We start from the raw sequence: 12064 nt of genomic DNA on the forward strand, positions 1-12064 counted from the left end.
CCCCAGAGTAGCGTGCTGCCGGAGCCGCAGGCCGGTAAAATCCTTGCGTGCCCTTCCTCTCCAGCCTCCGTTCCTGGGCACAGGACTCGCCGGAGGCGCGGGCCGTGCGGGTCGGCCGTGAATCCCTGAGCTGGGAGGAATTGCGCGCGGGGGCGGCGGTCTTGCTGGACGACGTTCCCGACGGCGGTTACTTCCTTCTCCAGGAGCCGAACTCCCTCGATTTCATCCTCCGCTGGGTCGCCGGAGTGAGCGGCGCCCGACGGTGCGTGGTGCTCGACGCAGGCCTCCCGGACGATCTCAGGGCCCGGATCCGCACCGAAGTCGCCGCCCGCTGGGGTGCGCCGGATGCCCTCGCCACCCGCGCCGACAGGCACCTCGCAGCGGTGCCGGGCGGACCGAGCCGGGAGACCGTCGTCGTGCATCATGCAGCCGCGCGGGGAGGTGAGCTCGTGGATGGGCCGGCGGACACTCCCTTCCTGCTCGCTCTGACCTCCGGCACGGCGAGCCTGCCGAAGGCGATCGTGCGGACCCGGGCCTCCTGGCAGGCGTCGTTCGTCTCGTCCACGGAGTTCTTCGGGCTCACCCGGGACGAGGTCACGCTGGCCCCGGGGCCGCTGTCCTCGGGACTCGGGCTGTACGCGCTGTCCGAGTGCCTCCACGCCGGCGCGGAGTTCCGGACGCTCGAAGCGTTCGACGTGGACGCGGTGCATGAGGCCGTGGAACACGACGGCGTGACGCGCCTGGTGCTCGTTCCGTCGATGCTGCGCGTGCTGGCCGAGGGCGGCATCCTGGCGGGCTCCGACGCCTCCTCGCTGCGCAGCATCGTCGTCGCCGGCGCCAAACTGGATCCCCGGACGCTCGAAGCGGCCCGGCGCTGGGCGCCGGCGGCTCGGATCCACGAGTACTACGGCGCGCAGGAACTCAGTTTCGTGAGCGGTTCCTGCTTGGCGCCCGAGGATCCTCTGACGGATCGTCTCCTGGCGTCGACGAGTGTGGGCCGCCCGTTCCCGGGTGTGTCGCTCGCGATCCTCGATCCGTCAGGCGTGCCGCTTCCCGATGGGCATACCGGGTCCATCGCCGTGCGCAGCGCGATGGTCGGTGAAGGCTACCTCTGGGGCGAGGCGAAGGATTTCGAGCGGTTCGGCGAGTGGGCGACGGTCCACGATCAGGGGTTCCTCCACGAGGGGGAGCTGCACTTCCTGGGCCGGGCCTCCGACATGGTCGAGAGTGGCGGACTCGTGCTTCACCCGCAGGAGATCGAGCGGGCGCTCAGCACGCTGCCCGGCGTCGAGTTCGCCTTGGTCGCGGGCGTCGACGATCCGCTCCGTGGAGAGCGCCTGGTGGCGGCCGTGCGGACGGAGCACCGAGGAATCGGGGAGGGACAGCTGCGGATGGGCCTGGCCGACCTTCTGGATCCCCGGATGCTGCCCGAGGCGTTTCACGAACTGCGGGAGGTGCCGCTGACCGCCCGCGGGAAGGTCAGTCGCGCCTTGCTGCGCGACTGGATCCTCGACGGCGACCCCCGGGTGCCGAGGCTTCCCGTCTGATTCGCGGTTTCCGGTACGCCACGGGCCGTGGGCGCCGACTCTTCAGCCGGGGCCCACGGCCCGATAACGTTCCCGGAATCGGTCCCGTGATGCGTCAGATCTTGGCGGACGCGTCCTTGAGCACGGAGCGCAGGATGCCTTCGATCTCACGGAACTCGGCCGGTCCGATGGTCAGCGGCGGCGCCAGCTGGATGACGGGGTCGCCGCGGTCGTCGGCGCGGCAGTACAGCCCGGCGTCCCAGAGGGCGGGGGAGAGGTAGTCCCGCAGCAGCCGGTCCGACTCCTCCGCGTTGAACGTCTCCCGGGTGGCCTTGTCCTTGACCAGTTCGATGCCGAAGAAGTAACCCTCACCGCGAACGTCGCCCACGATGTCGAGGTCCAGCAGCTTCTCAAGCTCCGCGCGGAAGAGCGGGGAGTTCTCCCGGACCCGGCCGTTGAGGTCCTCCTCCTCGAAGATGTCGAGGTTCTCCAGCGCGGCGGCCGCGGCAGCGGGGTGACCGGCGAAGGTGAAGCCGTGATAGAAGGTGTTCTCCACGGAGTTGAACGGCTCGGACACCTTGTCCGCCACGATCATCGCGCCCAGGGGGACGTATCCAGAGGTGATGCCCTTGGCCGAGGTGATGATGTCCGGCTCGTAGCCGAGGGCCTTGGAGGCGAAGAAGTCGCCCACCCGGCCGTAGGCGCAGATGACCTCGTCGCTGACCAGGAGCACGTCGTACTGATCGCAGATCTCACGGACGCGCTGGAAGTAGCCGGGCGGCGGCGGGAAGCAGCCGCCCGAATTCTGCACAGGCTCCAGGAAGACCGCGGCCACGGTGTCCGGGCCCTCGAAGACGATGGCCTCCTCGATACGGTTGGCGGCCCACTGACCGAACGCTTCGAGGTCGTCGCTCGGGGCGCCCATCTCGCCGGCGCGGTAGAAGTTGGTGTTCGGCACGCGGTGCCCGCCGGGGGTGAGCGGCTCGTAGAACTTCTTCATGTCCGGGATGCCGGTGATCGCGAGGGCGCCCTGGGGCGTGCCGTGGTAGGCGACCGCGCGGGAGATCACCTTGTGCTTCATCGGCTTGCCGCGCAGCTTCCAGTAATGCTTGGCGAGCTTGAAGGCGGACTCCACGGCTTCGCCGCCACCCGTGGTGTAGAAGACCTTGTTCATCTCGCCGGGTGCGTAGGAGGCGAGCCGCTCGGACAGTTCGATGGCCGCCGGGTGGCCATAGGACCAGAGAGGCATGAAGTCCAGCTGCATCATCTGCCGCGCGGCGGCGTCGACGATCCGCTGGCGTCCGTGACCGGCGTTGACCACGAAGAGGCCTGAGAGGCCGTCGATGTACTTCCGTCCGTCGGCGTCGTAGATGTGGTGCCCTTCGCCGCGCGTGACGATCGGGATGCCGTCGTTGAGCACCTTGCGGGAGGTGAAGTGGGGCCAGAGGTGCTTGGCCGCCTTCTCCTGCAGTGCTGCGGTGTCGTGCGGTCCCTCAGGGCTGAAAGGTGTTCTCATCGTGTTCCCCAACCGTATTTCTGTTTCCGGAGTTCGAGATAGACGAACGTCTCCGTGGATGCCACGCCGTCGATGGTCCTGATCTGGCTGTTGAGCAGGTCGATCAGATCTGAGTCGTCCTCACACACCAGTTCGGCGAGGATGTCGAACGACCCCGCGCTGAGCACCAGATAGGAGACCGCCGGGAGCTGAGCCAGGGTGTCGACCACGCGGCGGGTGTCGCCCGTGGTCTTCACCCCGATCATGGTCACCCGGTGGAATCCCAGACTCATGGGGTCCGTGACGGCCACGATCTGCATGACCCCGGCGTCCATGAGTTTCTGCACCCGCTGCCGCGCGGCGGCCTCGCTCAGGCCGACGGCCTTGCCGAGATCCGCATAGGACCGGCGTCCGTCTTCCTGCAGGAGTTCCACCAGTCGCTTCGACGTGTCATCGAGCTGGAGGGCGTTCTTTCCACGGCTCATAGTCCGATTCTGTGGCAAATCTGCCGATTAAGCAACGGAATCAGTTGAAAAATGTTCGTCAGACGATGGAATTCATGGCTTACGGTCAGGAACGGTGTGTGTCCGAAGGTTCGGCGTCGGCCAGTCCGCGGGCCGCGAGGGCGTCGCCCGTCCTCTGGGCGTACGCCACGGTGGCGATGAGCACGGGCATCGCGCGTGCCCGCGGATTCCGTTCCAGACCCCGGGCGCGTGCCGCGTCCCGCACCGTGGAGAAGGTGCCGATGAGGTACGGGATGCTGCGCAGCGTGATCGCGATGACCAGCGCGAGCCGTTCCGGATCCACGCCCCAGCGCTTCAGGGGCCGGGCAGCGGACACCACACCGTCCAGCAGCGCGGGAACGGGGGTGGTCAGGGTGAGGAGCGAGGCGGCCACGATACAGGCGTACACGTTCGCCACGATGCTCACGGCCTGGGCGGGCCCCAGCTGCCACCACTGGAACGCCAGAACGGCCAGCAGCAGCGGGGCCGGCCCGGCCACCAGGCGGACCAGCCGACGGCCCCCGAGCCGTGCCGACGCGAACAGCAGGATCATGACCGCCAGGACCGCAAGGGACGCCATCCAGGACTTGAGCCAGAAGGTGCCCAGGCCCAGGAGCACCACACCGAGGAACTTCAGTCCGAGGGGTGAGCGGTGCAGCCACGAGTCACCGGGCACGTAATCGCCGAGGGGATAGCGCCCGGTGCTCATGAGCGCTCGGCGAGGCAGAGGCGGCGGTAGTGCGCGACGGCGTCTGCGGCGCCGCCGTCGAACACCACCTGTGCGTTCTCGACCACCAGCACCCGTTCCATGTCCAGGACCAGTTCCAGATCGTGCGTGGCCAGGACGATCTGCTGGGGCAGGCCGGCCAGCGTCCGGCGGAGGAGTTCGCGGTTCCGCAGGTCCAGGAGAGTGGACGGCTCGTCGAGGACCAGGACGCGGGGCTCCACGGCCAGGACGCTCGCCAGCGCCATGAGCTGACGTTCGCCGCCGGAGAGTTCGTAGACGCTCTGATCCGCGAGAGGGAGCAGACCGAAGCGGCTGAGGATCTCCTCGGCCCGCGCGCGGCGGTCCTTGCGGGGCACCGTGCGGCGCAAGGAGAGCTCCAGATCTTCGCGGCCGGTGGGCATCACCAATTGGCTGAGGGGATCGGTGAACACGAAGCCCACCTCGGCGCGCACCGCGCGACCCTCCCGCCGGGTGTCCCTGCCGTGAACGGTCACCGTCCCGGAACTCGGCTCCTGCAGGCCGTTCAGCAGGCGGAGCAGCGTGGACTTGCCCGAGCCGTTGGCGCCCAGTACGCCGATGCGGCGCTCCGCGAGGTCGAGGCGTGGCACGTCCAGGATGGTGCGGGCGGGGCGGTCGTCGTCGGCTGCGATCCGGACGACGACGTCGCGCAGTTCGAGGGCGCTCATGGAACCGCCGTCTCCGCTCAACGCTGCTCGGCGGACGCCGGGGCAGGGGCGCCCTGGGCGGCGGCGCGGCGCAGCAGGATGTCGGGGAATGCCCGGTGCAGGGCGACGGCCAGGGGAGCTGCCACCAGGTTCTTCAGGATGTCGCCCGGGTAGAAGGCCAGATCCGCGAGGAACGCGGCAGACAGGGACGTGCGCCCGTTGATCATGATGCCCAGAGGGCCGAGCGTGTGCGTCAGGAGCAGGCTGCTCCCGAACGCGGCCAGGAAGAACCACAGGGTCCGGGGCTTGAGGCGCTTGCGCAGCACGCGGGTGGCCAGGAAGCCGACCAGACCCGCGACGAGCGGGAACGCGATGATGTAACCGGCCGAGGGGCCGGCGAGGACGCCGAGTCCCGCGCGTCCCTGGGAGAAGATCGGCAGACCTGCCAGGCCCAGCACCACGTAGAGACCCACGGCGGCGATCGCCCGCGGACCGCCGAGCACCAGGCCCGTGAGCACCACCGCCAGGGTCTGGATGGTGATCGGGACGCCGACGCCCCCGATGCTGATGCCGGGGACGAGTGCGGACGCGGCGACCAGGGCGGCGAAGACGGCCACGAGTGCCAGGTCGCGGGCTCCCCAGCGCTCGGCGGAACGGGTGTCACCTGCGGGGAGGGGCGTCTGCTCGGTCACGGTTTCCTCTTTCAGCTGTGCCATGCGCTCCACCTTAGAACCGCGGAATCGGGCCATTTTTGTGGGCTTCCTCTAAGGGAATCGGGAACGGGTCGTTGGATTCCACAGTGCGTGCGGGAGAGGCCGGACGAAGCGGCGTGAAGGGCGTGAGACAGGAGCCGGTAGAATCGATGAGGCCCCTCCCGCACTCCTGGTGTGTCGTGTCCGTCGTGGACACCGAATCGGCCACTCCCACGCACCCTTCGGAAGGCACTCTCGTGATCAGCGTCCAAGACCTCGAATTGCGCGCTGGCGCGCGCCTGCTCATGGACCAGGTGACGTTCCGCATCGACAAGGGTGACAAGATCGGCCTGGTCGGCCGCAACGGCGCCGGCAAGACCACCCTGACCCGCGTCCTCGCAGGCGAGGGCGTTCCGGCCGGTGGCACTGTGACGAGCGCCGGCGAGATCGGCTACCTGCCGCAGGACCCCCGCACGCCGGACATGGAGCAGCTCGCCCGGGACCGGATCCTCTCGGCCCGCGGCCTCGACGTCATCACGCGCAAGCTCAAGAAGGCGCAGGAGGAGATGGCCAGCGAGGACGAGGCCGTGCACCGCAAGGCCATGAACCGGTACGACCGTCTGGAAGCCGAGTTCCTGGCCGGAGGCGGATACGCCGCCGAGTCCGAGGCCGCCACGATCTCCGCGAACCTGGCCCTGCCTGAGCGCATCCTCAACCAGCCGCTCAAGACGCTCTCCGGCGGTCAGCGCCGTCGCGTCGAGCTGGCCCGCATCCTGTTCTCCGGTGCGGACACCATGCTGCTGGATGAGCCCACCAACCACCTCGACGCCGACTCGATCGCCTGGCTGCGGGACTTCCTCAAGAGCCATCAGGGCGGCCTGATCGTGATCAGCCACGACGTGGAGCTCCTCGAGGCGACCGTCAACAAGGTCTACCACCTCGACGCGAACCGTTCGACGATCGACTACTACAACATGGGCTGGAAGCGCTATCTCCAGCAGCGCGAGACGGACGAGCGCGCCCGCCGTCGCGAGCGTGCGAATGCCGAGAAGAAGGCCTCCGTCCTGCTCGATCAGGCCAACAAGATGCGCGCCAAGGCCTCCAAGGCCACGGCCGCGCAGAACATGATCAAGCGCGCCGAGCGGATGCTGGGTGGCCTGGAGGACGTGCGCGCCGCGGACCGCGTGGCCGCGCTGCGCTTCCCCGAGCCCGCGCCCTGTGGCAAGACCCCGTTGACCGCGGAGGGCCTGAGCAAGTCGTACGGCTCGCTGGAGATCTTCACGGATGTGGACCTGGCCATCGACCGCGGCTCCCGCGTCGTGGTGCTCGGACTGAACGGCGCCGGCAAGACGACGCTCCTGCGCATGCTCGCCGGCGTCGACGCGCCGGACACGGGCGAGGTCATCGCCGGCCACGGGCTCAAGATCGGCTATTACGCCCAGGAACACGAGACGCTCGACCACGACCGGACGGTCCTGGAGAACATGCGGTCCGCCGCGCCGCAGCACATGACCGACACCGAGGTGCGCAGCATCCTCGGCTCGTTCCTGTTCGTGGGCGACGACGTCGACAAGCCGGCCGGTGTGCTCTCCGGTGGAGAGAAGACGCGTCTGGCCCTGGCGACCATCGTGGCGTCCAGCGCCAATGTGCTGCTCCTCGATGAGCCCACCAACAACCTGGACCCGGCCAGCCGCGCCGAGATCCTCGGCGCCCTCGCCAACTACCAGGGCGCCGTCGTGCTGGTCTCCCACGATGAGGGTGCGGTCGAGGCCCTCAACCCGGAGCGCGTCGTGCTGCTCCCGGACGGTGTCGAGGACCTCTGGAACGCCGACTACCTGGACCTGATCACGCTCGCCTGAGCTGAGCTGAGCTGAGCTGAGCCGAGCAGAACCGAACAGAGCCGAGCAGAACAGCGGAGGGCCCCACGGATGACTCCGTGGGGCCCTCTGCGGTTCCGGGGGTCAGGCGACGCGGACGTCCGAGTCGTCGCCTACTTGAACCCCTGCGCGTCGAGGATCGCGTCTTCCTCGTCCTCGGCGCTGCGGCGTCCGGCGGCACGCCGTTCGGCGGTCTTGCGCTCGGCGTTCTTGCGGTTCTGACGCCAGTACTTCGCCGCGGTGTGCGACGACGGCGGCACGGCGCCCGCGCCCGCCGCCGACTCTGCACCGTGCTCGCCACCGTCCTGGCCGCCGTCGTCGGGTGCCTCACCGGCCGCTGCGGCGGCTCGCGCGAGCTCGGCGTCCTCCGCATCCAGGGCGTCGTTCTTGGCCTGCTGACGGGCGGCGTAGCCGAAGCCGAGGATCATGAGCACGCCGAAGGCGAACCACTGGAGTGAGTACGAGAGGTGCGTGCCCTCATCCGTGTCCGGCATCGGCAGCTGCATCGGGGCCACGGCGGGTGCGGGGGACTCGGACGCCATGCGGCCGTAGGCGCCCGTGAGGAGCGGGTACTTCACCTGGCTCGCGAACTGGTTCAGGTCGATCGAGGCGATCTGCCCGGACGGCGCCCCACGGTCCAGGGCCGGCTCAGAGGGCCGCAGCCGCACCACCACGGTCACGTCGCCGCGGGGCGCGTCCGGGATCGAGTCCGGCCGGCCGTTCTCCTTGTTGCCGATGGGGAGGAAGCCGCGGTCCACGATCACGGTGTCGCCGGAATTGACCCGGAACGGCACCAGCACCTGATATCCGGGCTGTCCGTTGAGGGTCCGGTTCCGCACGATCAGCTGGTCCTGCGGCAGGTACGTTCCATGGAGCTTCACCTGCGACCACTCGCGGGCGGTGTCCATGTGCTCGAACAGCGGCTTCGCCTGGGCGAACGCCACCGGAGCGGAGTTGTAGTTGGTGACGATCCGGTTGATGTTGGCCTGGGTTTCGGCCCGGCGGTCCATCTGCCAGCGGCCCAGGAGCACGCACGCGATCGCGAAGACGATGGCCAGGACGAAGTACCCCATCCAGCGGCGGGAGAAGAGGAAACGGTACATCTAGGCCGGCGCTCCTGGCGTGTCGGGATCCGTGGTCGGTTCGGGAGTCGGATCGAACGGCACGGTCTCCTTCCAGAAGGACCGCTGGCGGAGGTAGTCCTCCAGCCAGTCGCGGTGCTCCGGGCAGGCGAGCCAGATCTTCCGGCGTTCCCGCGTGTGGATCTTCGGATTGTTCCAGAGCACCTGCCAGGCGGCGGGAGTGCGGCAGCCCTTGCGGGAGCAGATGGCCTCCGGGGCGGCTTGAGCGCTCCGGCCCGTGCCGGCCTGGCTCAAGGCGTCGAAGAAGCTCATGCGGCGTCTCCCTGCCGCGGGGTCGGGCGCTCGGTAGGGTCGGCCGGTTCAGCCGACGGAGACTGCTCGACGATCTCGCCCTGGATGATCACTCCAGCATCCCCGTCCTCGCCCGGGGACGAGGCGGTGTCCTCCGAAATGTCGTCGCCCGGTTCCGTGGCTTCGGCCGGAAGGGCGGCCTGGAGCGGCATGCCGAGCAGGTGGTCGCTGGGGGTTTCCGCCTTGTCCCCGCCATTGGCGATGATCACGGCGAACCACGGAAGGAAGACCGCACCGGCGACGGCGATGAGTTTGAACCAGCCGTCCAGCACGAACAAGAGTCCGAGGCAGACCATGCGGATGCCCATGGCGACGGCGTACTTGATCATCCGGGAGCGGATCTCATCGGAATGCGCGGCACCGGCGTCGGTGATGCTCACGACCTCGGCGTTCTGGGCCGACTTGGGGTGCCGGCCTCCGCCTTGCTGGTTCGTCACGGTTCTCACTCACGCTCCAATATGCTTCACATCCATTCTCGCACCGTGTGCCATGAGCCCAAAAACGAGCGGACCGATAGGATGCAATCCGTATCGAATGACGTTTCGATGGATGAGTGTCGAATCATCGAATGATGAGTATGGAAGCGAGAGCGTGCATGAGCGAGCAGAGCACCACGGGCCGCAGCGTCCTGGTCACCGGCGGGAACCGGGGCATCGGACTGGCCATCGCCCAGGAGTTCCTGGCCAATGGTGACAAGGTCGCGGTGACGTACCGGACCGCCACGGAGCTGCCCGAGGGGATCCTCGGAGTCCAGGCGGACGTCACCGACGAGGCCTCCCTCGATGCCGCGTTCAAGCAGGTGGAAGAGGCTCACGGTCCCGTGGAGGTCCTGGTCGCCAACGCAGGCATCACCAAGGACACGCTGCTGCTCCGCATGAGCGAGGACGACTTCACCTCCGTGCTCGACACCAACCTCACCGGCTCCTTCCGCGTGCTCAGGCGCGCCATCAAGGGCATGATCCGCCTGCGCAAGGGCCGTGTGGTGTTCATCTCCTCCGTGGTCGGCCTGTACGGCTCGCCCGGGCAGATCAACTACTCGGCCTCCAAGTCCGGCCTGGTCGGCATGGCCCGCTCGCTGACCCGTGAACTCGGCTCGCGCGGCATCACCGCGAACGTGGTGGCCCCCGGCTTCATCAACACGGACATGACGGCCGAGCTCCCCGAGGAGACCCAGAAAAACTACCTCTCCACCATCCCGGCCGGCCGCTTCGCCGAGGCCGAGGAAGTGGCACGCGTGGTCCGCTGGATCTCCAGCGATGAAGCCGCCTACATCTCCGGCGCCGTGATCCCGGTGGACGGCGGCCTGGGCATGGGTCACTGACCCCTCACGTCTTCCGCTTCACGCGATTCCCCCTGAATTTTCTTCCCTGATTCCAAGGAGCACTTATGGGAACTCTGGACAACAAGACCGCCATCGTCACGGGCTCTTCCCGCGGCATCGGGGCCGAGGTCGCCAAGATCCTCGCCGGTGAAGGCGCGGCCGTCGTCGTCAATTACCGTCAGAAGGCGCCCCGCGCCAACAAGGTGGTGCAGCAGATCACCGAGGCCGGTGGCCGCGCAGTGGCCGTCTCCGCCGATCTGACCACCGAGGAGGGCGCACAGGCCCTCGTCTCGGCCGCTCAGGAGAACTTCGGCGGCCTGGACATCCTCGTCCTGAACGCCTCCGGCGGCATGGAGACGGGCCTCGGCGAGGACTACGCGCTGCGCCTGAACCGCGACGCTCAGGTCAAGATGCTCGAGACCGCCACGGCCGTCATGCCGGCCGGGTCCCGTGTGGTGTTCGTCACGAGCCACCAGGCCCACTTCATCGACACTGTGCCCACCATGCCGGAGTACGAGCCGGTCGCGCGCAGCAAGCGTGCGGGCGAGACCGCACTGCGCGAGTTCATCCCGGCGCTCGAGGCCAAGGGCATCAGCTTCGTGGTCATCTCGGGTGACATGATCGAGGGCACCGTCACGGCCACCCTGCTCGATCGCGCCCGTCCCGGTGCGATCGCCGAGCGCCGTGCCGAGGCCGGCAAGCTGTTCACGGTGGAGGAGTTCGGCGTCGAGGTCGCCCGCATGGCGACGGCCGACGTCCCCACGGGCCACACCGAGTACGCCGGCGGCGCGGGGCACTTCCAGAAGTAGCACCCGCCCCGGACACGACGACGGCGGCCGCACCCCTCAGGGGAGCGGCCGCCGTCGTGCGTCTGACGGGAGTCCGGGTCAGGCCAGCGGAACGCCTGCCAGGACCGCCACGGCATCCAGATTCGGCACGTTGATGGCGGCGTCCGCGGCGGCCTGCACGGCGGGCTTCGCGTTGAACGCGACGCCGAGGCCCGCCGTCGCGAGCATGTCCAGGTCGTTCGCGCCGTCGCCCACCGCGATCGCGGCCTCGAGCGGCACGCCGGAGGCCTGCGCCCATTCGCGGAGCCGGCTCGCCTTCGTGGCACGGTCCACCACGTCGCCGGCGACACGGCCGGTCAGCAGGCCGTCCTGGACCTCCAGGTCGTTGGCCAGCCAGAAGTCGAGACCCAGTTCTTCGGCCAGCGGCCCCAGGATCTGATTGAAGCCGCCCGAGACCACGGCCACCCGGTGACCGGCGCCATGGAAGGCGTCCACGAGCCGCTGGGCCCCCACGCTGAGCCGGACGGCCTGACGGACCTCGTCGAAGACGGTCTCGGGCAGGCCTGCCAGCTGGGCCACGCGCTGATGGAGACTCGCTGCGAAGTCGAGCTCGCCCCGCATGGCGGCCTCGGTCACCGCGGCCACTTCGGCCTCCTTGCCGGCGTGGGCCGCGATCAGCTCGATGACCTCCTGCTGGATGAGGGTCGAGTCGACGTCCATGATGAGGAATTTCCGTTCGGCCTGGCGGAGCGCGTACGGCACGACGGCCACGTCGATGCTCAGACCGGCCTCGGCCAGCGCTTCACGGGCCGAGACGAGCCACTGCTCCGGCACCACCGAGGCGGCGTCCGCATCGGCCGGGGCCACCACGGTCAGCTCGGCCGCCTGAAACCCCTCCGCGCTGACGGGCCGCCACTCGCCCTCCACTGCTCCGTGCCGTGCGAGGACGGCGGACGCCTCCTGCAGGGCTGTGGCGGAGAGTTCCGGGGCATAGGCGAGGGCGGAGAAGTGTGACTGCATTCAGCCATGGTAGCCAG

At 68.8% G+C, this 12064-nt stretch carries 13 protein-coding genes; 4 read left to right on the forward strand and 9 right to left on the reverse strand.

The features are described from left to right. The first annotated feature begins 47 nt into the window (after positions 1-47). Positions 48-1547: a class I adenylate-forming enzyme family protein gene (locus AB6732_RS05745; protein ID WP_370959066.1), complete on the forward strand. Its 1500-nt coding sequence runs from the start codon at positions 48-50 to the stop codon at positions 1545-1547. Positions 1548-1641: 94 nt separating this feature from the next. Here AB6732_RS05745 and AB6732_RS05750 read toward each other — a convergent pair whose 3' ends face one another. From AB6732_RS05750 to AB6732_RS05770, 5 genes are all read right to left on the reverse strand, one after another. Then, on the reverse strand, positions 1642-3042 hold the full coding sequence (locus AB6732_RS05750; RefSeq protein WP_370959067.1) for an aspartate aminotransferase family protein: 1401 nt from the start codon (positions 3040-3042) through the stop codon (positions 1642-1644). Continuing rightward, positions 3039-3506, reverse strand: a complete 468-nt coding sequence (locus AB6732_RS05755; RefSeq protein WP_370959068.1) for an Lrp/AsnC family transcriptional regulator — start codon at positions 3504-3506, stop codon at positions 3039-3041. The genes AB6732_RS05750 and AB6732_RS05755 overlap by 4 nt, the downstream gene beginning before the upstream one ends. Positions 3507-3591: 85 nt before the next feature. Beyond that, a complete protein-coding gene (locus AB6732_RS05760; RefSeq protein ID WP_370959069.1) occupies positions 3592-4233 on the reverse strand; it encodes an energy-coupling factor transporter transmembrane protein EcfT in 642 nt (213 codons plus the stop codon). Beyond that, complete coding sequence (locus AB6732_RS05765; protein ID WP_370959070.1) at positions 4230-4937, reverse strand: energy-coupling factor ABC transporter ATP-binding protein; 708 nt, start codon at positions 4935-4937, stop codon at positions 4230-4232. The genes AB6732_RS05760 and AB6732_RS05765 overlap by 4 nt, the downstream gene beginning before the upstream one ends. A gap of 17 nt (positions 4938-4954) precedes the next feature. Further along, a complete protein-coding gene (locus AB6732_RS05770) occupies positions 4955-5632 on the reverse strand; it encodes a biotin transporter BioY (protein ID WP_370959071.1) in 678 nt (225 codons plus the stop codon). 233 nt (positions 5633-5865) lie between these two features. On the opposite strand from AB6732_RS05770, the gene AB6732_RS05775 reads away from it, so the two are divergent. After that, positions 5866-7467: an ABC-F family ATP-binding cassette domain-containing protein gene (locus AB6732_RS05775; protein WP_370959072.1), complete on the forward strand. Its 1602-nt coding sequence runs from the start codon at positions 5866-5868 to the stop codon at positions 7465-7467. 131 nt (positions 7468-7598) lie between these two features. On the opposite strand, the gene AB6732_RS05780 is transcribed toward AB6732_RS05775, so the two are convergent. The 3 genes from AB6732_RS05780 to AB6732_RS05790 are packed head-to-tail and all read right to left on the reverse strand — an operon-like array spanning position 7599 to position 9364. Beyond that, entirely contained in the window at positions 7599-8588 is a 990-nt protein-coding gene (locus tag AB6732_RS05780; RefSeq protein WP_370959073.1) for an SURF1 family protein, read from the reverse strand. Next, positions 8589-8879 (reverse strand): hypothetical protein, encoded by a 291-nt coding sequence (locus AB6732_RS05785; protein ID WP_370959074.1) that lies wholly within the window; start codon positions 8877-8879, stop codon positions 8589-8591. Next, positions 8876-9364, reverse strand: coding sequence for a DUF3099 domain-containing protein (locus tag AB6732_RS05790; RefSeq protein ID WP_370959075.1), 489 nt, complete (start codon positions 9362-9364; stop codon positions 8876-8878). Before AB6732_RS05790 ends, AB6732_RS05785 begins: the two co-directional genes overlap by 4 nt. Before the next feature lie 149 nt (positions 9365-9513). On the opposite strand from AB6732_RS05790, the gene AB6732_RS05795 reads away from it, so the two are divergent. Continuing rightward, entirely contained in the window at positions 9514-10239 is a 726-nt protein-coding gene (locus tag AB6732_RS05795; protein ID WP_370959076.1) for a beta-ketoacyl-ACP reductase, read from the forward strand. A gap of 65 nt (positions 10240-10304) precedes the next feature. Continuing rightward, positions 10305-11048: an SDR family oxidoreductase gene (locus AB6732_RS05800; protein WP_370959077.1), complete on the forward strand. Its 744-nt coding sequence runs from the start codon at positions 10305-10307 to the stop codon at positions 11046-11048. Between the two features lie 78 nt (positions 11049-11126). Here AB6732_RS05800 and serB read toward each other — a convergent pair whose 3' ends face one another. Further along, a complete protein-coding gene (gene serB / locus AB6732_RS05805) occupies positions 11127-12047 on the reverse strand; it encodes a phosphoserine phosphatase SerB (RefSeq protein WP_370959078.1) in 921 nt (306 codons plus the stop codon). Positions 12048-12064 lie beyond the last annotated feature (17 nt).

This window comes from Arthrobacter sp. RCC_34 (genome assembly GCF_041360795.1).
GTDB lineage: Bacteria > Actinomycetota > Actinomycetes > Actinomycetales > Micrococcaceae > Arthrobacter_E.